The sequence below is a fragment of the Streptomyces sp. NPDC048277 genome, assembly GCF_040652235.1.
Classification (GTDB): Bacteria; Actinomycetota; Actinomycetes; order Streptomycetales; family Streptomycetaceae; genus Streptomyces.
This window is the reverse complement of record NZ_JBEZLQ010000011.1, coordinates 66,424-88,351: the sequence shown is the minus strand read 5'-3', so window position 1 is coordinate 88,351 and position 21,928 is coordinate 66,424. Positions and strand designations below refer to the sequence as shown.

Sequence of the window (21,928 nt, the reverse complement as noted above, 5' to 3'; positions counted from 1 at the left end):
TGGTGGCTGGTCGCGCCCACGCGGCGGAGCCGCATATCGATACAGCCCGCGCCCCTGGCGGGGCGCTTCACTCACCGGTGCCACGAAGACTTCGCCACCTGTCGCATCAGCCTGCGCTTGCGCCAACCCGTGACGTGGTCCGCGTACACGCGGCCCTCCAAGTGGTCGGTCTCGTGCTGCAGGCATCTCGCGAAGAAGCCCGTGCCGTGGATCGTGATCGGCTCCCCCGTCGCCGTGAAGCCCTCGACCACCGCGTGGTCGTAGCGTTCCGTCCCCGCCTCCAGGCCCGGCAGGGACAGGCAGCCCTCGGGGCCGCGGATCGTCACGCCGTCCGCCTCCACCAGGCGTGGGTTCACCACATGGCCCAGGTGGCGGACGTCCTCGTCGTCGGGGCAGTCGTAGACGAACACCCGCAGCGACTGCCCCACCTGGTTCGCCGCCAGGCCCACGCCCTCCGCCGCGTACATCGTGGCGAACAAGTCCTCCACGAGCCGGGAGAGTTCGGTGCCGAAGTCGGTGACCTCCGCGCAGGGGGCGTGCAGGACGGGGTCGCCGAGCAGGGTGAGGGGCCGGACCCGCCCGTGGGCGCCCGGAATGGAACCGTGTCGCATGGCCGCAAGGGTACGGTTCGGATCGGCCCCTGCCCGCCGCGCAGGCGAGGGCCGGAATTCGGGTGTGCGAATGGATCTCGATAGGCTTACCTCACACCACGTTGCCGGATGGCTCAGGCGCGGCGCGTACGCAAGGAGGATCGAGAACTGATGGCAGGCAACTCGGACCCGCTCACGCCGCGGGCCAAGCTCGCCGTGACCGCGGGCAAGGCGGTCGCGGCGGCGTCCCGTGCGGCGGGACGCGGCAGCGGATCCGTGATCGGTGGCAAGGTCGCGCTCAAACTCGACCCCGATCTCCTCGCCCGGCTCGCCACCCACCTGGACGTCACGCTCGTCTCGGCGACCAACGGCAAGACGACCACCACCAGGCTCATCGCCGAGGCGCTGAAGGCCGCGGGGCCGGTCGTGTCGAACGCGCTCGGGGCCAACATGCCCGCCGGTATCACCTCGGCGCTGGCCGGCGGCTCGGACGCCAAGTTCGGCGTGATCGAGGTCGACGAGAAGTACCTGGCCGGGGTGGCCCGGGACACCGCACCGAAGTGCATCGCGCTGCTGAACCTCTCCCGCGACCAGCTCGACCGCGCCGCCGAGACCCGGATGCTCGCCGAGAACTGGCGGGAGGGCCTCGCCGGGTCGAAGGCCGTCATCGTGGCGAACTGCGACGACCCGCTGGTGGTGTGGGCCGCGTCCTCCTCCCCCAACGTGGTCTGGGTCGCCGCCGGGCAGATGTGGAAGGACGACGCCTGGTCCTGCCCGTCCTGCGGTGGCGTGATGCAGCGGCCCGGCGACGACTGGTTCTGCGGTGAGTGCGGGTTCCGGCGGCCGACGCCCAGCTGGGTGCTGTCCGGGGACCATGTGCTCGACCCGCACGGGTCCGCCTGGCCGATCCACCTGCAGCTGCCGGGGCGCGCCAACAAGGCCAACGCGGCCTCCTCGGCCGCCGTCGCCGCCGTCTTCGGGGTGCCGCCGCAGGTCGCCCTGGAGCGGATGTACCAGGTGCAGGCGGTCGCGGGCCGCTACGACGTCGTCCAGTTCCAGAACCGTGACCTGCGTCTGCTCCTCGCGAAGAACCCGGCCGGCTGGCTGGAGACCTTCTCGCTGATCGACCCGCCGCCGGCCCCGGTGATCCTCTCGGTGAACGCGCGCGGCGCGGACGGCACCGACACCTCCTGGCTGTGGGACGTGGACTACACGCGCCTCACCGGCCACCCGATCTTCGTGCTCGGCGACCGCAAGCTGGACCTCGCGGTGCGTCTGGAGGTCGCGAACCAGCACTTCCAGGTCTGCGACAGCCTCGACCAGGCCGTGCAGATGTGCCCGCCGGGCCGTGTCGAGGTCATCGCGAACTACACCGCGTTCCAGGATCTGCGCCGCCGCGTCGGCAACTGACCACGAAGGACGATCACTTCCCATGAGCGACAACCAACTGCGGCTGGTGTGGATCTACCCGGACCTGCTCAGCACCTACGGCGACCAGGGCAACGCCCTCGTCGTCGAGCGCCGGGCCCGGCAGCGCGGCCTCGACGTGGCCCGGCTCGACGTGCGCAGCGACCAGCCGATCCCGACCTCCGGCGACATCTACCTGATCGGCGGCGGCGAGGACCGGCCGCAGCGGCTCGCCGCCGAGCGGCTGCGCCGCGACGGGCATCTGTACCGGGCCGTGGAGAACGGAGCGATCGTGTTCTCCGTGTGTGCCGGCTACCAGATCCTCGGCCACGAGTTCATCAACGACCTCGGGCAGCGCGAGCCCGGCCTCGGCCTGCTCGACGTGACGACCGTGCGCGGCACCGGGGAGCGGTGCGTCGGTGACGTCCTCGCCGACATCGACCCGCGCCTCGGGCTGCCCCAGCTCACCGGGTTCGAGAACCACCAGGGCGTCACCCAGCTCGGCCCCACCGCCCGCCCCCTGGCCCGGGTCCAGCTCGGCAAGGGCAACGGCACCGGGGACGGCACGGAGGGCGCGTACAACGAGACCGTCTTCGGCACGTACATGCACGGGCCCGTCCTCGCCCGCAACCCGCTCATCGCCGACCTGCTGCTGAAGCTGGCGCTCGACGTCAACGCGCTGCCGCCGATCGACGACCGCTGGTACGAGGCCCTGCGCAACGAGCGGATCGCGTCCGCGCAGCAGCCTGCCTGACCGGCTCGCCGGGGGTCGGTTCCGGGCCCGCCTGACGACGCGTCCGCTCACATGTGCGGGCGCGTCCAGCAGGCGGACGCCCGCTACGGCGGCACCCCCTCGCGCCGGTAGGCTGACCGCGATGTCAGCCGGACAGCGTGGTCCGGTCCTCGGCCCACGTGAAGAAGGTTGTTTCGGGCTATGCGCATTGGTGTCCTCACGTCCGGCGGCGACTGCCCCGGCCTGAACGCCGTCATCCGGTCCGTCGTGCACCGTGCGGTCGTCGACCACGGCGACGAGGTCATCGGCTTCCGGGACGGCTGGAAGGGCCTCCTGGAATGCGACTACCTCAAGCTCGACCTCGACGCCGTGGCCGGCATCCTGGCCCGCGGCGGCACGATCCTCGGCTCCTCCCGCGTCCAGCCCTCGCATCTGCGCGACGGTGTGGAGCGGGCCAAGGGCCATGTCGCGGAGCTCGGCCTCGACGCGATCATCCCGATCGGCGGTGAGGGCACGCTCAAGGCGGCCCGGCTGATGTCCGACGCCGGTCTGCCGATCGTGGGCGTCCCGAAGACCATCGACAACGACATCGCTGTCACCGACGTCACCTTCGGCTTCGACACGGCCGTGGGGGTGGCCACCGAGGCCCTCGACCGGCTGAAGACCACCGCCGAGTCCCACCAGCGGGTGCTCGTCGTCGAGGTCATGGGACGGCACACCGGCTGGATCGCCCTGCACTCCGGCATGGCCGCCGGCGCGCACGCCATCGTCGTACCCGAACGGCCCTTCGACATCGAGGAGTTGGCCCGCCGGGTCGGCGAGCGGTTCGAGGCGGGCAAGCGGTTCGCGATCGTCGTCGCGGCGGAGGGGGCGAAGCCCAAGGCCGGCACGATGGAGTTCGACGAGGGCGGCAAGGACATCTACGGCCACGAGCGGTTCGCCGGCATCGCCCGGCAGCTCTCCATCGAGCTGGAGCAGCGGCTCGGCAAGGAGGCCCGGCCGGTCATCCTCGGGCATGTGCAGCGGGGCGGGACGCCTACGGCGTACGACCGGGTGCTGGCGACGCGGTTCGGGTGGCATGCGGTGGAGGCCGTGCACAGGGGGAGGTTCGGCCACATGACCGCGCTGCGGGGGACGGACATCGTGATGGTGCCGTTGGCGGAGGCGGTGGAGACGTTGAAGACGGTTCCCTCGGAGCGGTACGACGAGGCGGAGACCGTGCTTTAGGGGCCTCGCCGTAGGAGGTTCCGATTCGTCGCCGGGTGCGGGTGGGTTGTGGCTGGTCGCGCCCACGCGGCGGAGCCGCATATTGACACAGCCCCGCGCCCCTGACGGGGCGCTTCACTGCCCCCGGTCGTAAATGCGCGCCAGGGCGGTTCTACTCTTGTGGGCGGTAAGAAACGCACAACCCCCCACGAATCAGGAGCCGCCGGATGGATCACAGCGGGCACGGCATGACCATGGATCTGCCGCCGTTCACGCTGGGGCGCGGACTGGAGTGGTCGGCCGATCCCTTCTTTCTTGTCGCCTGTGTCGCCGGGCTCGCTCTGTACGGGTGGGGTGTGGTGCGGCTGCGACGGCGCGGGGACTCGTGGTCCGTGGGGCGGACCGTGTCGTTCGTCGTCGGCGTGCTGACCATCACGGTCGTGATGTGCACCAAGCTGAACGACTACGGAATGGTCATGTTCAGCGTGCACATGGTGCAGCACATGATCATCAGCATGCTGTCGCCGATCCTGATTCTGCTGGGTGCCCCGATGACCCTGGCGCTGCGCGCGCTGCCCGTCGCCGGGAAGGGGCGGAAGGGGCCGCGTGAGCTGCTGCTGGCCCTGCTGCACAGCCGGTACATGCGGATCGTCACCCATCCCGCGTTCACGATCCCGCTGTTCATCGCGAGCCTGTACGCGCTCTACTTCACCCCGCTGTTCGACTTCCTGATGGGGTCGAAGGCCGGGCACCTCGCGATGATGGTGCACTTCTTCGCCGTCGGCGTGGTGTTCTTCTGGCCGATCATCGGTGTCGACCCGGGGCCGCACCGGCCGGGGTACCTCATGCGCATGCTGGAGCTGTTCGCGGGCATGCCGTTCCACGCCTTCTTCGGTATCGCGTTGATGATGGCGTCGGAGCCGATGGTGGAGACGTTCAAGAACCCGCCCGCCTCGCTCGGCATCGACGCGCTCTCCGACCAGAACGCGGCCGGCGGTATCGCCTGGGCGTTCAGCGAGGTCCCGTCCGTGCTGGTGCTGATCGCCCTGCTGTTCCAGTGGTACGGCTCCGAGCAGCGCCAGGCCCGGCGCACGGACCGGGCCGCCGACCGGGACGGTGACAAGGAACTCGAGGCGTACAACGCCTATTTGGCCTCACTGAACGCACGCAGGGGCTGAAAGGCTTTTCGTTCAGTAGCATAAAGCGCGTTGGGGGAACCGCCAGGGGGAGCGGTGATGACACTTCGCGCTTTTCTGCACAGGGCATGCGTAATCGTGGTCCTTGTTCCGGTGCTGGTGGTCAGCGGGTGCGGGCGGAGTTCGCCGCTGTCCGTCGTCAAGGCCGTCGCCTCCGGGGTGCCGACGCTGCACCCCTTCTTTCCCGAGGACCAGGGGATCGGCCAGGACGAGCAGGTCCGTTCGCTGCCGGTGCGCGGAAGTCTGCAGCAGGGGGACTCGCCCGGTCTCTACGGCGGCACCCGGCAGCCGACGGTCTGTGACGTCGAGAAACTCAGGAATTTCCTCACCGATCCCGCGAATCACCGCAAGGCACAGGCGTGGGCCGGGGTATTCGAAATCCGCACCGCACAGATTCCCGATTTCCTCGACCGGCTCACTCCCGTGCTCCTGCGCCACGACACCCTCGTGGAGAACCACGACTACAGAAGCGGCTCGGCCGTGCCTTTCGACTCTCTCCTCCAGGCGGGAATCGCCGTTCTCGTCGATCAGCGGGGACAGCCGGCGGTGAAGTGCTCGTGCGGAAATCCGCTGCGGCCCTTCGAGGGAGACACCGGCCGGATCAGGGTCGAGTTCGGCCACGGCAACAGGAAGTGGCGCGACTACGACCGCGCCGAGGTGACGGCCGTACGACCCTCGTCCCGCCCGCTGAAGCGGCTCGCCCTCGTCGATGTGGACGACCCCGGGCGGGGTGTCGAGCGGCCGGTCGGGACGACGGGCGGGCAGGACACGGTCTTCCGCACCAGCGAGCGGCATGCGGTGCCCGAGGTCACGGGCATGTCCTTCGCGCAGGCGAGCCGACGGCTGTCGGACGCCGGGCTGGCGGTCGCGTACGACGGTACGGAGCCGCCGCCCGACGACGCCCGGGTACTGGCGTCGGATCCGGTGGCGGGCACGGAGCTGCGGTTCGGGGAGTACGTGAGGGTGCGGGTCGCCGGGGGCGGCAGCAGCGACGGCGGAGGGGTGACCGGCCCGTCGACGTCGTCGTCCGGGCCGGGGTCCGGGACTGGGTCCGGCGCTGGGTCGGGGGCCGGGTCGGGAGCGTCCTCGGTGCCGCCGCCCGCGTCGTCGGCCACCGGGGTGCCCTCGACCGTCGTACCGCCGTCGTCCTCGGAGCCGTCCTCCCCCTCCTCCGACCCGCCCTCGTCCTCGTCCTCCGGTACGGCGGCCGGCGCGCCCCCGCCGTCCTCCTCGGCCCCGCCCACCGTCACGCGCTCGACGAGCAGCGCCCCGCCGTCCACGACCGGCTCTCCCCCGGTCGCCGGCAGCGCGCCCGTCGGCAGTGGTGTCCCGGTCACGAGCGCGCCGGCGGGCGGCGTCCCCGCGTCGACGGAGGGCGACCCCAGCGCGAGCACCACGTAACGCCGAACCCGGGAGTGACCGGATGCCTCATGGATCACCGACGTCGGGAGCGGGCCGGGTCATCGCCGGCCGGTATGTGCTGCTGAACCGGCTGGGCAGCGGCGGCATGGGCCATGTCTGGCTCGCTCACGACCGGAGACTGGAGTGCGAGGTCGCCCTCAAGGAGCTCGTCCTGCGCGACACGGACGAGGAGCGGGAGCGGAGCGCCCGGGTGGCCAGGGCCCGGGCGGAGGCACGGCACGCGGCCGGGCTGCGGGGACATCCGCATGTGGTGACCGTGCACGACGTGCTGGAGCACGAGGGGCTGCCCTGGATCGTGATGGAGTACGTGCCGGGCGCGGTCGATCTGCGGGACCTGATCGAGCAGCGCGGGCCGCTGCCGCCCGCCGAGTGCGCCCGGGTCGGTCTCGCCGTCCTCGACGCGCTCACCGCCGGGCACGAGCGGGGCGTGCTGCACCGGGACGTGAAACCGGCGAACATCCTGCTCGCGCCCGACCGGACGGGGGCGCCGTACGCGCGGGTGCTGCTGACGGACTACGGCATCTCGGTGCAGCCGGACGGCGGGGAGACCCGGTACACGCTGGCGTCGGCGCTGGTGGGGACGGCCGGGTATCTGGCGCCGGAGCGGGCCACGGGCGGGCCGCCGACGCCGGCCGCCGATCTGTTCTCACTGGGGTGCACGCTGTACCACGCGGTGGAGGGGCGGGGGCCGTTCGAGCGGGGCTCGCCGCTCTCGGAGATCACCGCCGTGGTGACGGAGGAACCGGATCCGCCGGTGCGGGCCGGTGCCCTCGCGCCGGTGCTGCTGTCGATGCTCGCCAAGGATCCGGTACTGCGGACAACGGCGGTGGCGGCCGAGGCCGCGCTGGCGCTGGTCGTGACGTCACAGGCGGAGGCGGAGGCGGCGTACGCCCGGGCCCGCACCGAGCCGGGCTCCCTACCGCCCTGGGACGCGGCGCCCGCCCCGGACCGGCCCCCCGGCCACCGTCGCCGCCCGCTCCCCCGCGCGCTGCGTGCCGCTGTCGCCGTCGCCCTGGGCCTGGTGCTGGCCCTCACCGGGGTCTGGTGGGCGACCGCCCGTCAGAGCGACGGCTCGGCGGACCGGCCGTACGGCAGCGCGGTCGGCCTCTCGCGCCCGCTCAAGGACGGTGACTGCGTCCTCGCCGACTGGCCCGGCGGAACGCGTTTCGCGGGCACCCCCAGGCTCACGCTCGACCCGACCTGCGCGGACCGGGCGCCGGACGGCCAGGTGATGGCCTTCGTGCCGGTGGCCTCCGCCTCCGAGGCGCGCGGGCAGGGGGCGGCCGGGTGCGAGGAACGGACGAAGGAGCTGCGCGGGAAGCTCGCGGACGTGCGGTCGGTGGCCGTCGTACCGACCGAGGCCGGGTTCGGGGCGACCGGAGGGCGGGTCGCCTGTCTGGTGCTGGGGGCGCACGGGCCGGTGTACGGGCCGCTGGACGGGCACCGCAGGCAGGGCACGGCGTTCGCGGACACCGCCACCATGCAGCAGGGGGACTGCCTGCGGATACCGTCGCCGCGGGACGTGCTGCTGGTGCCGTGCTCGGGGCCGCACGACCAGGAGGTGCTCGGGTTCACCCGGCTCGGCGCCGACGTGACGCTGGCGAAGGCCCGGACGGCGTCGGACGCGGCCTGTGCGCGGGACGTGCCGCCGCGGCGGTACGGATTCGGTCCTTCCGTGTACCAGGCGGCCTCCTGGACCAGCGAGGGGATGTGGAAGACCGGCGCTCATTTCGTCGTGTGCGCCGTCCGGAGGCAGAACGGGGGCACCATGGAGGGGCACGGACCATGAGGTACGGGCCACGAGGAGGGTGTCGCGATGCCCGGTTCTGCGAACGGTTCGAACGGTTCGAGTGGTTCCACGAAGGCGATGGGGATTCTCACCGTCGGCGGTCTGGTGGTGGTGACCGCCTACACGGTGGCGCTCGGCAGCAACGGCTGGCTGTGGTTCGGGTGGGTGGTGCTGGGGCTGCTGACCCTGGCCATGGTGGTGACCCAGCAGAGCGGCTGACCGCTCAGTCCGTCGTGAGGCGGGCCGCCTGGTGCACGCCGGGCTGGTACTTGGGGAGCCGGGCGGTGATCTTCATGCCCGCGCCGGGGGCGGTCTCGATGACGAGGCCGTGGTCGTCGCCGTAGACCTGACGGAGCCGGTCGTCGACGTTGGACAGGCCGATGCCGCCGGACGGACTGGTCTCGCCGGCCAGGATGCGGCGGAGGAGCACGGGGTCCATGCCGGCGCCGTCGTCCTCGATGACGACCAGGGCCTCCGCGCCCGCGTCCTGGGCGGTGATCTGGATGTGGCAGGTGCCGGTCTTGCCCTCCAGGCCGTGTTTGACGGCGTTCTCGACGAGGGGCTGGAGGCAGAGAAAGGGGAGCGTGACCGGGAGTACCTCGGGGGCGATCTGCAGGGTGACGGTCAGGCGGTCGCCGAAGCGGGCCCGGACCAGCGCCAAGTAGTGGTCGATGGCGTGGAGTTCGTCGGCGAGGGTGGTGAAGTCGCCGTGCCTGCGGAACGAGTAGCGGGTGAAGTCGGCGAACTCCAGGAGCAGTTCGCGGGCGCGTTCCGGGTCGGTGCGCACGAACGAGGCGATCACCGCGAGCGAGTTGAAGATGAAGTGCGGGGAGATCTGGGCGCGCAGGGCGCGGATCTCGGCCTCGATGAGGCGGGTCCGGGAGCGGTCCAGGTCGGCCAGCTCCAGTTGCACGCTGACCCAGCGGGCGACCTCGCCGGCCGCCCGGACCAGCACGGCGGACTCGCGCGGGGCACAGGCGACCAGCGTGCCGTGGACGCGGTCGTCGACGGTGAGCGGGGTGATCACGGCCCAGTGGATGGGGCAGTCGGGCACCTCGCAGTGCAGCCGGAAGGCCTCGCCGCGGCCGGACTCCAGTGGTCCGGCGAGGCGTTCCAGGATCTCGGTGCGGTGGTGGTCGCCGACGCCGTCCCAGACCAGCAGGTTCTCGTGGTCGGTGAGGCAGAGCGCGTCGGTGCCCAGCAGGGTGCGCAGCCGGCGGGCCGAGCGGCGGGCGGTCTCCTCGGTGAGGCCCGCGCGCAGCGGGGGCGCCGCGAGGGAGGCGGTGTGCAGGGTCTCGAAGGTGGCGTGCTCGACGGGCGTGCCGAGGCCGCCGCCCAGGGTCTCGGGGCGCGCGGTGCGGCGGCCGAGCCAGAAGCCGGCGGCCAGCAGCGGGAGTATGGCCACCAGGAGGCCGGCCAGGAAGCCGGTCACAACCTCGCCTCACGGGATCCGGTGACCTCCGCGCGCAGTTCTTCCGGGAGATGGAAGCGGGCCAGGATCGCGGCCGTGCCGGGCGGCACCCGGCCCGGGGTCGCCAGGGACACCAGGATCATGGTGAGGAAGCCCAGCGGCACCGACCAGAGCGCGGGCCAGGCGAGCAGCGCGTGCGCGGACCCGGTGCCGGGGAAGTCCGCCATGGTCGCGGCCACCGCGCAGAACGCCGAGCCGCCCCCGACCAGCATCCCGGCGGCCGCGCCGGGCGGGGTCAGCCGCCGCCACCAGATGCCGAGGACCAGCAACGGACAGAAGGAGGAGGCGGACACGGCGAAGGCGAGCCCCACGGCGTCGGCCACCGGCAATCCGCCCACCAGCACGCTGGCCGCGAGCGGTACGGCCATCGCCAGCACGGTCCCGAGTCTGAAGTGCCGTACGCCGCGCGACGGGAGGACGTCCTGGGTGAGGACTCCGGCGACCGCCATGGTGAGTCCGGAGGCGGTGGACAGGAACGCGGCGAAGGCACCGCCCGCCACCAGCGCGCCGAGCAGGTCGCCGCCGACCCCGCCGATGACCCGGTCGGGCAGCAGCAGGACGGCGGCGTCGGCGTCTCCGGTGAGGGTGAGTTCGGGGGCGTAGAGGCGGCCGAGGGCGCCGTAGACGGGCGGCAGGAGGTAGAAGAGGCCGATCAGGGCGAGGACGGCGACCGTGGTACGGCGGGCGGCGACGCCGTGCGGGCTGGTGTAGAAGCGGACGACGACGTGCGGCAGGCCCATGGTGCCGAGGAAGGTGGCGAGGATCAGTCCGTACGTGGCGTACAGCGGGCGTTCCTCGCGGCTCTCGGCGAGCGAGGTGGACATGCCGCCGTTGGTGCCCCGGTCGGTGGCGGGGACGCGGGTGCCCTTGGCGAAGGTCAGCCGGGTACCGGCGGCGATGCGGTGGGTGCCCTCGGGGAGGGTGACCCGGGTGCCCCGGTGCGGGTGCCCGTCGACGGTGCCGGTGACCGTGACCGTGAGGGGGCGGTCGAGTCTGAGGGCGAGGGTGTCCTGGACGTCGACGGTGCGCCGCTCGCGGAAGGCGGCGGGCTCGTCGAAGGCGTGGGTGGGGGCGCCGGCGCTCTGCCAGGCGAGGACCAGGAAGAGGGCGGGGACGAGCAGGGCGGTGAGTTTCAGCCAGTACTGGAAGGCCTGGACGAAGGTGATGCTGCGCATGCCGCCGGCGGCGACGGTGGCCACGACGACCACGGCGACGATGAGGCCGCCGAGCGCGTCGGGGGCGCCGGTGAGGACCGCCAACGTCAGTCCGGCGCCCTGGAGTTGGGGCAGCAGATAGAGCCAGCCGACGCCGACGACGAACGCCCCGGCGAGCCGCCGTACCGTCTGCGAGGCGAGCCGGGCCTCGGCGAAGTCGGGGAGGGTGTAGGCGCCGGAGCGGCGCAGCGGGGCGGCGACGAAGAGGAGCAGGACCAGGTAGCCCGCCGTATAGCCCACCGGGTACCAGAGCATGTCCGGGCCCTGGACGAGGACCAGGCCGGCGATGCCCAGGAAGGAGGCGGCGGAGAGGTATTCGCCGCTGATCGCGGCCGCGTTGAGGCGCGGGCCCACGGTGCGCGAGGCGACGTAGAAGTCGGAGGTGGTCCGGGAGATGCGCAGGCCGAAGGCGCCGACGAGGACGGTCGCGACGACCACGAGGGCGACGGCCGGGACGGCGTAGCCGGAGTTCATCCGGCCTCGCCGCGGCGGGAGTTCAGGACCGGTGCGGGCATACGACGGCTCATCGGTCCTCGACGAGGCGGACGAAGTCCTCCTCGTTGCGTTCGGCGCGGCGCACGTACCAGCGGGCCAGCAGGATCAGCGGGGCGTAGAGGCAGAAGCCGAGCACCAGCCACTCCAGGCGGCGGGCCTCGGGCGCTGCCGCGAAGACCAGCGGGAGCGGGCCGACGAGGAGGACGAGGACCGCGAACACCACCAGGGCGGTGCGGAGTTGGGTGCGCATGAGGGAGCGGACATAGGTGTGGCCGAGGGTGGTCTGCTCGTCGATCTCGGTGCGCGGCCGGTAGTAGCCGGAGGTGCGGCGGCTGCGGCGCGGTGGCCCGGTGACGGTGACCCGGCGCTCGGTGGGGTCCGAGGGCATCGTCAGGCCCTCCTCATCAGCAGGTCCCGCAGCTCGCGTGCGTGACGCCGGCTGACCTGGAGTTCCTCGCCGCCGACCAGGACGCTCACCGTGCCCGCGTCCAGGCGGAGTTCGCCGACGTGGCGCAGGGCGACGAGATGGCGGCGGTGGATGCGGACGAAACCGCGCGAGCGCCAGCGGTCCTCCAGGGTGGACAGCGGGATGCGGACGAGGTGGCTGCCGCGGTCGGTGTGGAGGCGGGCGTAGTCGCCCTGGGCCTCGACGTGCGTGATGTCGTCCACGGCCACGAACCGTGTGACACCGCCGAGTTCGACCGGTATGTGATCGGGGTCGGGTTCGTGCACGGGTATCCGGGGTGCGGCGCCGCGCAGTTCGGCGGCCCGGCGGACCGCCTCGGCCAGGCGCTCCTTGCGGACCGGCTTGAGGACGTAGTCGACGGCCTTGAGGTCGAAGGCCCTCACCGCGAAGTCCTCGTGCGCGGTGACGAAGACGACCAGCGGGGGGCGGGCGAAGCCGGTGAGGAGGCGGGCCATCTCCAGGCCGTCCAGGCCGGGCATCTGGACGTCGAGGAAGACGACGTCGATGGCCTCGGGGCCGTGCGGTCCGGACTCCAGGGCGCGGGTGATGCGGCGCAGCGCCTCGGTGGCGTCCCCGGCGCCCTCCACGCTGCCGATACGCGGATCGGCGTTGAGTAAATAGAGAAGCTCCTCCAGCGAGGGGCGTTCGTCGTCGACGGCGAGGGCGCGCAGCATGAACGGAGTGTAGGCGGCACAGCGGGGCGCTGGACATGTACCGGACGTGGACGTTCGCGCCGGATGAAGTGGTGTTCCCGGCCTGTCCGCGGCCGTGGATACAGTGCGGACATGAACAGCGGCACCGTCCCGTTCGACGAGCTCGACCGGAAGATCACCACCGCGCTGATGGCGAACGCGCGGACCAGTTTCGCCGAGATCGGCGCGGCCGTCGGGCTCTCCGCGACCGCTGTGAAGCGGCGGGTCGACCGGCTGCGCGAGACCGGTGTGATCACCGGGTTCACGGCCACCGTCAAGCCGTCGGCGCTCGGCTGGCGCACGGAGGCGTACGTCGAGGTGTACTGCGAGGGCGCGGCCCCGCCCCGGCGGCTCGCGGAGGTGGTCCGCAACCATCCGGAGATCACCGCGGCCATGACGGTGACGGGCGGCGCGGACGCGCTGCTGCATGTGCGCGCCCGGGACGTGGACCACTTCGAGGAGGTGCTGGAGCGGATCCGCGTCGAGCCCTTCATCCGGAAGACGATCAGCGTGATGGTGCTGTCCCATCTGCTGCCGGAGAGCCCGGAGGCGGGCGCGACCCACCCGGCGCCGCAGTAGATCCGGCTAAACGCATCGATGCTGCGTTTGTACGACTGGAGACGCAGCATTCCTGCACAGACACGCAACAACTATTTCTTGTCGTGTGGATCTGTCGCTTTCTACCTTGGTGTCAACCCTCAGTGACACCGCAGGAAAGCGGAGGAACACCTCTGTGCCCGAAAGCCGTGTGCCGCGCGTCCGGCGCTTCCTCGTCTGTGAACCCAGACACTTCGCCGTGCAGTACGCGATCAATCCCTGGATGAACCCCGACACCAGGGTCGACGTCGACCTGGCCCAGGAGCAGTGGACCGCGCTGATCAGCGCCTATCGTGCTCATGGCCACAGCGTCGATCATCTGGAGCCGGTCGCCGGCCTGCCCGACATGGTCTTCGCCGCGAACTCGGCGGTCGTCGTCGGCGGCCGTGTCTTCGGCTCCCTGTTCCACGCGCCCGAGCGGCGCCCCGAGTCCACCCACTACGACCTCTGGTTCAAGACGGCGGGCTACGACGTGCACCGCCCCGGCTCGGTGGTCGAGGGCGAGGGCGACCTGGTCTGGACGGGCCGCTGTCTGCTCGCCGGCACCGGCTTCCGGACCACCCGTGACGCGCACCGGGAGGCCCAGGAGTTCTTCGGCCACCCGGTGATCAGCCTGACCCTGGTGGACCCGTACTTCTACCACCTGGACACGGCGCTGTTCGTCCTCGACGAGGAGAACATCGTCTACTACCCGGAGGCCTTCTCCCCCGGCAGCCGCGAGGTGCTGGCCCGGCTGTACCCGGACGCGGTGCTGGCCACCCGCGACGACGCGCTGGCCTTCGGCCTGAACTCCGTCTCCGACGGCCGCCATGTCTTCATCGCGCCGCAGGCCGAGGCGCTCGCCGCGCGGCTCGCCGGCCAGGGCTACGAGCCGGTCCCCGTCGACCTGTCGGAGTTCCACAAGGCCGGCGGCGGCATCAAGTGCTGCACCCAGGAAATCCGCTGAGGACCAGGAGATCCCCCTGATGACCGCACCCGCACACACCCGTACGGCTCGGACCTCCGCCGAACTGATCAAGGCGGAGGAGCCGGTCCTCGCGCACAACTACCATCCGCTGCCCGTGGTCGTCGCCCGGGCCGAGGGCAGCTGGGTGGAGGACGTCGAGGGCCGCCGCTATCTCGACATGCTGGCCGGCTATTCGGCCCTCAACTTCGGCCACCGCCATCCGGCCCTGGTCGAGGCCGCCCACCGCCAGCTGGACCGGCTGACCCTCACCTCCCGTGCCTTCCACAACGACCGGCTCGCCGGATTCGCCGAGCGGCTCGCGGAGCTGACCGGCCTGGACACGGTGCTGCCGATGAACACCGGCGCGGAGGCGGTGGAGAGCGGCATCAAGGTGGCCCGCAAATGGGCCTACGACGTGAAGGGCGTCCCCGCCGACCGGGCGACGATCGTCGTGGCGGCGGACAACTTCCACGGCCGTACGACCACGATCGTCAGCTTCTCCACGGACGAGACGGCCCGGGCGGGCTTCGGCCCGTTCACGCCGGGCTTCCGGATCGTGCCGTACAACGACCTGGCCGCGCTGGAGGCGGCGGTCGACGAGACGACGGCGGCCGTGCTGATCGAGCCGATCCAGGGCGAGGCCGGGGTCGTGATCCCCGACGACGGCTATCTGACCGGGGTCCGCGAGCTGACCCGGCGGACGGGCTGCCTGTTCGTCGCGGACGAGATCCAGTCGGGCCTCGGCCGCACCGGCCGTACTCTCGCCGTCGACCACGAGGACGTAATCCCCGACGTGCTGCTGCTCGGCAAGGCGCTGGGCGGCGGGATCGTGCCGGTGTCGGCGGTGGTGGCCCGGCGCGAGGTCATGAGCGTGCTGCGGCCGGGCGAGCACGGCTCGACGTTCGGCGGCAACCCGCTCGCCGCGGCCGTCGGGACCGCCGTCGTGGAACTGCTGGAGAGCGGTGAATTCCAGCGCCGGGCGGCCGAGTTGGGCGTGATCCTGCGGGACGGGCTGGCGGAGCTGGTCGGCAAGGGCGTGGTCGGCTTCCGCTCGCGCGGGCTGTGGGCGGGCGTCGACGTGGACCCGGCGATCGGCACCGGGCGCGAGATCAGCCAGCGCCTGATGCGCGAGGGCGTCCTGGTCAAGGACACGCACGGCTCCACCATCAGGCTGGCGCCGCCGCTGACCATCACGGCGGAGGAACTCCGGTCGGCGCTGGGGTCGTTGGAGAAGGTGCTCGCAGCCTGAGGGAACGGGCCTGAGCGAAACGAGCCTGAGCGGACGAGCCTGAGCGGACGAGCCTGAGCGGACGAGCTTGAGCGGACGGGTGCCGCGCCCGTGGGCGCGGCACACCGGCTTGACCACGTCATTCGTATGTCCCGGGGCAGACGCCGGTAGGGATTGACGCGTCGTGGGAGGACGCCGACCATGAGGTGCGCGCGCAACGGGTGGTGTGGTGCCGCGCGGTTGCTCACGGGGGTGCGCGATGGTCACACGAGGGCAGGACGAGCTGTCCTTACGTCCCTTCACCGTCTTCAGGCTGAGCTTCGCCGGCCTGGCCGTGGCGGCGGTGGTGCTCGGCTGGGCCGGATTCCGTACCTATCTGCGGCAGCGCCCGGAGTTCGGGCACGATCCGGCCGATCTCCTCTACTACTCCTGCCAGTTGTTCGTGCTGTCCGCCACTCCGCTGGACCGGGGCGGTCCGCTCCCCCTGGCGCTGGACGTGGCCCGGTACGCGGCCCCGCTCACCACGGTCTACGCGCTCGCCGAGGCGGTCCGGATCCTCGGCGCCGGTGAACTGCTGCGGCTGCGGATGGCACGGCTGCGCGGGCACTGCGTGGTCTGCGGGTCGGGCGGGACCGCCCGGATGCTGGCGGCCCGGCTGCGGGCGGCGGGCCGGACCGTGGTCGTCGTCTCCACCGCCGGGAGCGACGACGGTGTGCTGAGCGTGGTCGGGGACGTCCGCCGCCCGGAGACCCTGCGCAGGGCCGGTGTGGTCCGCGCGGCCGCCGTCTACGCGTGCGACGAGGACTACGGGGCCAACGTCCTGACCGCCGCGACGGTCCGGGACCTGGTCGCGCGTTCCGCCGCGCCGCCACGGGTGCACGCGGCGGTCGCCGACCAGGAGTTGTGCACCGCCCTGCAGGCCCGTCACCTGGTGGGCACGGCACAGGGACGGGTCCGCCTCGACTTCTTCGACGTGGACGTCCTCGCGGCACGGCAACTCGCCGCCGAGGCCGAGGAACGTCCCGGGGCCCGGGACGCCGCCGCTCCGCCGGGCTGTCTGATCGTCGGTGTCTCCCCGTTCGCCCGCGCCCTGCTCGTCGAACTGGCCCGGCGCTGGCGACTGCGCGAGGATCCGCCCGAGCGGCTCCCGGTGACCTGGGCCGGTGACTCCGCCACCGACGCGCTCGCCGCGCTGTGCGCCCAGTACGAGTTCCTGACCGAGGTGTGCCGGCTCACCCCACGGGACATGCCGGAGACCGGACACGCCGTCAACGAGCTGCTGTCCGAGCTGCGTTCCGCGGACCCGGCGACGGCGCCGGACCGCGTCTACGTCTGCTGCCGCCCGGACGACGCCTCCCTGCGCACCGCGCTGACCGCGGTCGAGGCCTGGCCCACCGCCCCCGGCGGTCTGACCCTCCAGCTTCAGGAACTCGGCTCCTACGGCGCCTCCCTCGGCGACGGCGACACGGCGATGCTGGACGATCTCGGCGGCAGGCTGCGGCCGTTCGGGGTCCTGGACGCGGCCTGCCGGCCCGAACTCCTCGACGACGACGTGGTGGAGCGGCTCGCCCGGGCGTTCCACGAGGAGTACGTGCTGGCCCGCCGCCGGCACGGGGACTCCTCGGCGGCCAATCCGTCGATGGTGCCCTGGGAACGGCTGGCGGGGCGGCTGCAGGAGGACAACAGGGCCGCGGCCCGGCACATCGGCCCCAAACTGCGCTCCATCGACTGTGCGATCGCGCCGCGCGTGGCCCGGGAGAGGCCGTTCGCCTTCCGTGACGACGAGATCCTCCGGCTGGCCGTGATGGAACACCGGCGCTGGGTGGCGGCGCGGCGGCGGGAGGGCTGGACGTTCGGCCCCGTCCGTGACGAGACGGCCAGAACCCGGCCCGACCTCGTGGAGTGGGAACTGCTCGGCGAACCCGTACGCGACAAGGACCGCGACGCCGTGCGCGCGCTTCCGTCCGTGCTCGCGACCGCCGGCTTCCAGATCGTCCGGCTGACCCCGGAGGAGCCGGTACGGCCGACCCCCCACCGGGCCGGTCACCAGGCCCGGGGAACGCTTCCCGGCACCCGGTGACCGCATCCCCAAGGAGCCCACGTGGTCCGCGGCGGTTCCCGGCGCGGCCCGGCCGGACCGGCGAGCCTTCGGGCGGCTGTCACGGGGGCCGTGCCGGTCGGCGCGCCCGAGGCCCAGGCTCGGACACCCGTCCGTCCCGCCGCCCTCGCCGGGGAACACGCCCGGACGACCTCGGCCGTCGACCGGCTCGACGACCTGCTGCCGGCCCCTTCGCCCGGTTGGGCGGACTGGCGGCGCCCACCAACTGTGCTATTCATACAAGTGGGCCCCGGCCTGGGAGAACGTCAGTTTGAAGTCACCTCGTGGAGTTGGGGGCTGCCAGCCGTGTTCTACTACCTTCTCAAGTACGTGCTCCTGGGGCCGCTGCTCAGACTGGTGTTCCGCCCCCGGATCGAAGGTCTGGAGCACGTGCCGGACTCCGGACCCGCGATCGTCGCGGGCAATCACCTCTCCTTCTCCGACCACTTCCTGATGCCGGCCGTCCTGAAGCGGCGCATCACCTTCCTCGCCAAGGCCGAGTACTTCACGGGACCGGGCGTGAAGGGGCGGCTGACCGCGTTCTTCTTCCGCAGCGCCGGGCAGATCCCGGTGGACCGCTCCGGCAAGGACGCGGGCCAGGCCGCGATCCGGGAGGGGCTCAAGGTGCTGGGCAAGGGCGAGTTGCTCGGCATCTACCCGGAGGGCACGCGCTCGCACGACGGCCGGCTCTACAAGGGCAAGGTCGGCGTCGCCGTGATGGCGCTGCGGGCCGGTGTCCCGGTGATCCCCTGCGCGATGATCGGCACCTTCGAGGCACAGCCGCCCGGCAAGGTCATCCCGAACATCCACCCCGTGGTGATCCGCTTCGGCAAGCCCCTCGAATTCTCCCGCTACGCCGGGATGGAGGACGAGAAGGCCATCCTGCGTGCCATCACCGACGAGATCATGTACGCCATCCTGTCCCTCTCCGAGCAGGAGTACGTCGACCAGTACGCGGCCGTCGTCAAGGCCGAGCAGGCGGCGGAGAAGGGCGGCAAGGAACGCAGGTTCCCGCGCGCGCCGCTCAGTTGAGGTTGAAGGCCGAGGATGTGAGCGAGGGCGGCGGGAAGGTGTTCCCCGCCGCCCTCACCGCCGTACCGGAACGGCTGCGCCTATCCGGCCACGGCTACGCCCATGTCTACGGCTGCGGGGTCGCGTGCGGTGTGCAGGTGACGTCCGCGGCGTCCAGCTTGCCGGTGAGCAGGTAGGTGTCGACGCGGTCGTTGATGCACGGGTTGACCAGCCCGGTCACACCGTGCGAGCCGGCGCCCTGCTCGGTGATGAGGCGGGAGCCCTTGAAGCGCTTGTGCAGTTCGACGGCGCCCGGGTACGGGGTGGCGGCGTCACGGGTGGACTGCACGATCAGCACCGGCGGCAACCCCTTGTGGGTGGTGACCTCCACCGGGGTCTGCTGCTTGACCGGCCAGGTGGCGCACGGCAGGTTCATCCAGGCGTTGGCCCACGTCATGAAGGGGTACTGCTTGTTGAGCTCGGTGTTGTCGCGGTCCCACTTCTGCCAGCTGGTGGGCCACTTGGCGTCGGTGCACTCGACGGCGGTGTAGACGGCGTTGCCGTTCTCCGAGGTGATGTTGCCGGCGGTGTCGGAGAGGTCCGGGGCGGCGGCGTCGACCAGTGCCTGGGTGTCGCCCGCGAAGTACTCGCTGAACACGGTCGCGACCGGGACCCACGAGGAGTCGTAGTACGGCGCGCTCTGGAAGAACCCGATCAGTTCGGCCGGTCCGACGACCCCGCCGATCGGGTTCGCCTTGGCGGTGGCGCGCAGCTGGAGCCACTTGGCCTGCACGGCGTCACGGGTGGTCCCGAGGTGGAAGGCGGAGTCGTGCGCGGCGACCCAGTCCTCCCAGTCCTTCCAGCGGCCCTCGAAGGCGACGTCCTGGCCCAGGTTGGCCTGGTACCAGATGTTCTCCCGCGCCGGGTTGACGACACTGTCGACGATCATCCGGCGCACATGCCCCGGGAACAGCGTCCCGTACACGGCACCGAGGTAGGTGCCGTAGGAGACCCCGAGGTAGTTGAGCTTCTTCTCGCCGAGCGCGGCCCGGATGACGTCCAGGTCGCGTGCGGTGTTCGGGGTGGTCATCTGCTGGAGCATCGCGCGGCCGGTGCGCTCGGCGCAGCCGTCCGCGTACTGCTTGGCGAGCTTGCGCTGGGCGGTCTTGTCGGCCTCGGTGTCGGGCACCGGGTCGGCCTTGGGCGCCTTGACGAACTCCTGCGGATCCATGCAGGAGATGGGCGCGGAGTGGCCGACACCGCGCGGGTCGAAGCCCACGAAGTCGTACGCCTTCGAGGTGTTGACCCACAGCGGGTTCTTGGTGGTGACCCGGCGCGGGAACCGCATCCCCGAGCCGCCCGGGCCGCCGGGGTTGTAGACGAGCGCGCCCTGGTGCTCCGCCTTGGTCCCCGTGCTGCCTATTCGGTCGACGGCGAGCTTGATCTGCTTGCCGTAGGGGTGTGTGTAGTCGAGCGGCACGCTGACCCAGCCGCACTGGATCGGCTTCTCCAGGCCCCAGTCGGCCGGGCAGTCCGCCCAGTCGATCCCGGCCTTCGCGGCACGCTCGGCGGCAACCGCGGCACCCCGCTGCGCACGGTCCTGGCCGCCCTTCAGCGCCTCGGCGCCGGACGCGGGTACCGCGAGCGCACCGGTGATCAGGCTCGCGGTGACGAGCGCGCCCGCCGAGCCGAGCGCCAGTACCCGGCTTCTCGATCTGAAGTTGTCCCTCAAGTGGGCCCCTCCCCGTACATGGTGACGAATGGTCAGGGAGGATCCTTCCGGCTGTGAAGCTCCTGAGGACAGGGCGTGACAGCCGTCTTTACCAATCCGATAACCGGATGATCGCGTCCCGCTGAGCGGATCAGCCGTCGAGATGGCCCAGTGCCTCGTCCAGCACCCGCCGCAGCCGCAGCGCGTCGGCGGCCACCGCACTGACCAGAACGGCCGGCCCGACCAGCGGAGTGAGCGCCGCACACTCCCCCAGCATCCGCGCCGCCACCGGCTCCGCCGCGAACTCCGGCCGTACGACGACAAGTTGCCCCACCGCGCGATGTCCCGCCAGCACGGCGGGCCCGTCCCAGCCACCGGGCGCCCCGGGCCCACAGGCCAGCTCCTGGTCCAGTACGGCCCTTCCCGCGACGCGTACGGTGAGCCGACTGGTGAGCCGCCCCGGCTCCTCCCCCACCCGTCCGAGCACCTGCTCCTCACGCAGCACGAGCCGCCCGCCGGCCCCGACGTCGACGCGGGTCGTGACGTGCAGATCGCTCCCCTTGGCCGAGATCAACTGCTCGGGCAGCCACCGCAGTTCACCGCCGTCGACGACATCGAGCCGGACGTCGTAGCGGGCCTCCCCCTTCGCCTGCCCCGGCAGGGCGATGGTGGCCGCGACGGACCCGACGCACAGCCGTGCCCCGCGCTCCACTCTCGCCTCGACCGCGAACCGGTCCCCGCCGAGCGGCCCGCTCATCGCGCCGACGACCATCACCCGGGCCTCGGCACCACTGCCCCGTGTGCGGCGCAGCGCGAGCGGCCCTTCGCCCTCCAGCACGGGGAGCGAAGTACCGCCCCGCCCGTCCTCCCGGGCGACGATCCGCGCGGTCGCCCGCACCCCCGTCGTGGTCACGCCGCCCACGCGGCGAGCCGCTCCCGTACCCACGCGGCCACGTCCACGACACCGGCCTCGCTGCGCAACGACTGGAAGACGACGGGGAGTTCGGCCCGCTGTGCCTTCGCGTCGGCGGCCATCCGCGCCAGGTCCGAGCCGACGTACGGAGCGAGGTCGGTCTTGTTGACGACGAGCAGATCGGCGGTGGTGACGCCGGGTCCGCCCTTCCGTGGAATGTCGTCCCCGCCGGCCACGTCGATCACGAAGATCTGCGCGTCCACAAGCCCCTTGGAGAAGGTCGCGGTGAGATTGTCCCCACCCGACTCGACGAGGATGAGGTCCAGCGGCCCGACCTCGTCCTCCAGGTCCTCCACGGCCTCCAGATTGGCCGAGATGTCGTCCCGGATCGCGGTGTGCGGACAGGCCCCCGTCTCGACGGCGGTGATCCGCTCGGGCGGCAACACGGCCTCCCTCAGCAGAAACTCCGCGTCCTCGCGCGTGTAGATGTCATTGGTGACGACAGCGAGGGACAGCTCGTCACGCAGGGCCCGGCAGAGAGCGGCGACGGTAGCGGTCTTCCCGGACCCGACGGGCCCACCGAGCCCGACCCGAAACGCACGCCGGACCCCATCGGGCCGGTACGCGTCGGCACTGAGGGCGGCGGGACCGTGGTGGTGATCGTGGTCGAGATGCATATGCGGCTCCTTCATGAGTTCGGCCGGTGGGGTCGAAGGGGCGAAGCCCCTGGTGAGGGGACGGGT

20 protein-coding genes are annotated in these 21,928 nt (G+C 71.9%); 12 read left to right on the top strand and 8 right to left on the bottom strand.

Annotation, left to right across the window (positions count from 1 at the left end; all coding sequences use genetic code 11):
- Positions 1 to 71 precede the first annotated feature (71 nt).
- Positions 72 to 611, bottom strand: coding sequence for a peptide deformylase (def, locus tag AB0D85_RS24030; RefSeq protein WP_362323543.1), 540 nt, complete (start codon positions 609 to 611; stop codon positions 72 to 74).
- Between the two features lie 150 nt (positions 612 to 761).
- On the opposite strand from def, the gene AB0D85_RS24025 reads away from it, so the two are divergent.
- The 7 genes from AB0D85_RS24025 (at position 762) to AB0D85_RS23995 (ending at position 8,562) form a co-directional block, all read left to right on the top strand.
- A complete protein-coding gene (locus AB0D85_RS24025) occupies positions 762 to 2,000 on the top strand; it encodes a MurT ligase domain-containing protein (protein WP_362323541.1) in 1,239 nt (412 codons plus the stop codon).
- A 22-nt stretch (positions 2,001 to 2,022) separates the two neighbouring features.
- Complete coding sequence (locus tag AB0D85_RS24020) at positions 2,023 to 2,751, top strand: glutamine amidotransferase (RefSeq protein ID WP_362323538.1); 729 nt, start codon at positions 2,023 to 2,025, stop codon at positions 2,749 to 2,751.
- 180 nt (positions 2,752 to 2,931) lie between these two features.
- Entirely contained in the window at positions 2,932 to 3,957 is a 1,026-nt protein-coding gene (locus AB0D85_RS24015) for a 6-phosphofructokinase (protein WP_362323535.1), read from the top strand.
- Between the two features lie 206 nt (positions 3,958 to 4,163).
- Positions 4,164 to 5,114: a cytochrome c oxidase assembly protein gene (locus AB0D85_RS24010; protein ID WP_362323533.1), complete on the top strand. Its 951-nt coding sequence runs from the start codon at positions 4,164 to 4,166 to the stop codon at positions 5,112 to 5,114.
- 96 nt (positions 5,115 to 5,210) lie between these two features.
- Positions 5,211 to 6,533, top strand: coding sequence for a PASTA domain-containing protein (locus AB0D85_RS24005; RefSeq protein ID WP_362323531.1), 1,323 nt, complete (start codon positions 5,211 to 5,213; stop codon positions 6,531 to 6,533).
- 22 nt (positions 6,534 to 6,555) lie between these two features.
- The gene (locus tag AB0D85_RS24000; protein ID WP_362323529.1) at positions 6,556 to 8,343 is read left to right on the top strand and encodes a protein kinase; all 1,788 of its coding nucleotides are present in this window, start codon (positions 6,556 to 6,558) and stop codon (positions 8,341 to 8,343) included.
- A 27-nt stretch (positions 8,344 to 8,370) separates the two neighbouring features.
- The gene (locus tag AB0D85_RS23995; RefSeq protein ID WP_362323527.1) at positions 8,371 to 8,562 is read left to right on the top strand and encodes a hypothetical protein; all 192 of its coding nucleotides are present in this window, start codon (positions 8,371 to 8,373) and stop codon (positions 8,560 to 8,562) included.
- Between the two features lie 4 nt (positions 8,563 to 8,566).
- On the opposite strand, the gene AB0D85_RS23990 is transcribed toward AB0D85_RS23995, so the two are convergent.
- Genes AB0D85_RS23990 through AB0D85_RS23975 form a run of 4 tightly spaced genes read right to left on the bottom strand, consistent with a single transcriptional unit; the run spans position 8,567 to position 12,663 of the window.
- Positions 8,567 to 9,775, bottom strand: a complete 1,209-nt coding sequence (locus tag AB0D85_RS23990) for a histidine kinase (protein ID WP_362323525.1) — start codon at positions 9,773 to 9,775, stop codon at positions 8,567 to 8,569.
- Entirely contained in the window at positions 9,772 to 11,502 is a 1,731-nt protein-coding gene (locus AB0D85_RS23985; RefSeq protein ID WP_362323522.1) for a cation acetate symporter, read from the bottom strand. The genes AB0D85_RS23990 and AB0D85_RS23985 overlap by 4 nt, the downstream gene beginning before the upstream one ends.
- A 49-nt stretch (positions 11,503 to 11,551) precedes the next feature.
- Positions 11,552 to 11,911 carry a hypothetical protein gene (locus AB0D85_RS23980; RefSeq protein WP_362323520.1) on the bottom strand — a complete coding sequence of 120 codons (360 nt, stop codon included), beginning with the start codon at positions 11,909 to 11,911 and terminating at the stop codon, positions 11,552 to 11,554.
- A 2-nt stretch (positions 11,912 to 11,913) separates the two neighbouring features.
- A complete protein-coding gene (locus AB0D85_RS23975) occupies positions 11,914 to 12,663 on the bottom strand; it encodes a LytTR family transcriptional regulator DNA-binding domain-containing protein (protein ID WP_362323518.1) in 750 nt (249 codons plus the stop codon).
- A gap of 111 nt (positions 12,664 to 12,774) precedes the next feature.
- Between AB0D85_RS23975 and AB0D85_RS23970 the strand changes: the two genes are divergently transcribed.
- The 5 genes from AB0D85_RS23970 to AB0D85_RS23950 all read left to right on the top strand — a co-directional run bounded on the left by AB0D85_RS23970 (position 12,775) and on the right by AB0D85_RS23950 (position 18,582).
- A complete protein-coding gene (locus AB0D85_RS23970; protein WP_362323516.1) occupies positions 12,775 to 13,260 on the top strand; it encodes an Lrp/AsnC family transcriptional regulator in 486 nt (161 codons plus the stop codon).
- 154 nt (positions 13,261 to 13,414) lie between these two features.
- The gene (gene ddaH, locus AB0D85_RS23965; RefSeq protein WP_362323513.1) at positions 13,415 to 14,224 is read left to right on the top strand and encodes a dimethylargininase; all 810 of its coding nucleotides are present in this window, start codon (positions 13,415 to 13,417) and stop codon (positions 14,222 to 14,224) included.
- A gap of 19 nt (positions 14,225 to 14,243) precedes the next feature.
- Positions 14,244 to 15,473, top strand: a complete 1,230-nt coding sequence (gene rocD, locus AB0D85_RS23960; protein WP_362323511.1) for an ornithine--oxo-acid transaminase — start codon at positions 14,244 to 14,246, stop codon at positions 15,471 to 15,473.
- Positions 15,474 to 15,711: 238 nt separating this feature from the next.
- The gene (locus AB0D85_RS23955; protein WP_362323508.1) at positions 15,712 to 17,532 is read left to right on the top strand and encodes a RyR domain-containing protein; all 1,821 of its coding nucleotides are present in this window, start codon (positions 15,712 to 15,714) and stop codon (positions 17,530 to 17,532) included.
- Between the two features lie 324 nt (positions 17,533 to 17,856).
- Positions 17,857 to 18,582: a lysophospholipid acyltransferase family protein gene (locus AB0D85_RS23950; RefSeq protein WP_362323506.1), complete on the top strand. Its 726-nt coding sequence runs from the start codon at positions 17,857 to 17,859 to the stop codon at positions 18,580 to 18,582.
- A gap of 106 nt (positions 18,583 to 18,688) precedes the next feature.
- Here the strand turns inward: AB0D85_RS23950 and AB0D85_RS23945 are convergent, their stop codons facing one another.
- From AB0D85_RS23945 to ureG, 3 genes are all read right to left on the bottom strand, one after another.
- Positions 18,689 to 20,293, bottom strand: a complete 1,605-nt coding sequence (locus AB0D85_RS23945) for an alpha/beta hydrolase (RefSeq protein WP_362323504.1) — start codon at positions 20,291 to 20,293, stop codon at positions 18,689 to 18,691.
- 130 nt (positions 20,294 to 20,423) lie between these two features.
- Positions 20,424 to 21,185: an urease accessory protein UreD gene (locus AB0D85_RS23940; protein ID WP_362323502.1), complete on the bottom strand. Its 762-nt coding sequence runs from the start codon at positions 21,183 to 21,185 to the stop codon at positions 20,424 to 20,426.
- Entirely contained in the window at positions 21,182 to 21,862 is a 681-nt protein-coding gene (gene ureG / locus AB0D85_RS23935) for an urease accessory protein UreG (RefSeq protein WP_362323499.1), read from the bottom strand. The genes AB0D85_RS23940 and ureG overlap by 4 nt, the downstream gene beginning before the upstream one ends.
- Positions 21,863 to 21,928: the final 66 nt, after the last annotated feature.

Bases quoted from the DNA above. Each gene is read 5' to 3' on its own strand.
- AB0D85_RS23955 (WP_362323508.1), top strand. From the start codon at position 15,712: ATGGTCACACGAGGGCAGGACGAGCTGTCCTTACGTCCCTTCACCGTC.
- AB0D85_RS23975 (WP_362323518.1), bottom strand. From the start codon at position 12,663: ATGCTGCGCGCCCTCGCCGTCGACGACGAACGCCCCTCGCTGGAGGAG.
- AB0D85_RS23970 (WP_362323516.1), top strand. From the start codon at position 12,775: ATGAACAGCGGCACCGTCCCGTTCGACGAGCTCGACCGGAAGATCACC.
- AB0D85_RS24015 (WP_362323535.1), top strand. From the start codon at position 2,932: ATGCGCATTGGTGTCCTCACGTCCGGCGGCGACTGCCCCGGCCTGAAC.
- ureG (WP_362323499.1), bottom strand. From the start codon at position 21,862: ATGCATCTCGACCACGATCACCACCACGGTCCCGCCGCCCTCAGTGCC.
- AB0D85_RS24025 (WP_362323541.1), top strand. From the start codon at position 762: ATGGCAGGCAACTCGGACCCGCTCACGCCGCGGGCCAAGCTCGCCGTG.
- AB0D85_RS23985 (WP_362323522.1), bottom strand. From the start codon at position 11,502: ATGAACTCCGGCTACGCCGTCCCGGCCGTCGCCCTCGTGGTCGTCGCG.
- AB0D85_RS23995 (WP_362323527.1), top strand. From the start codon at position 8,371: ATGCCCGGTTCTGCGAACGGTTCGAACGGTTCGAGTGGTTCCACGAAG.
- def (WP_362323543.1), bottom strand. From the start codon at position 611: ATGCGACACGGTTCCATTCCGGGCGCCCACGGGCGGGTCCGGCCCCTC.
- AB0D85_RS24000 (WP_362323529.1), top strand. From the start codon at position 6,556: ATGCCTCATGGATCACCGACGTCGGGAGCGGGCCGGGTCATCGCCGGC.
- rocD (WP_362323511.1), top strand. From the start codon at position 14,244: ATGACCGCACCCGCACACACCCGTACGGCTCGGACCTCCGCCGAACTG.
- AB0D85_RS23980 (WP_362323520.1), bottom strand. From the start codon at position 11,911: ATGCCCTCGGACCCCACCGAGCGCCGGGTCACCGTCACCGGGCCACCG.
- AB0D85_RS24010 (WP_362323533.1), top strand. From the start codon at position 4,164: ATGGATCACAGCGGGCACGGCATGACCATGGATCTGCCGCCGTTCACG.
- AB0D85_RS24020 (WP_362323538.1), top strand. From the start codon at position 2,023: ATGAGCGACAACCAACTGCGGCTGGTGTGGATCTACCCGGACCTGCTC.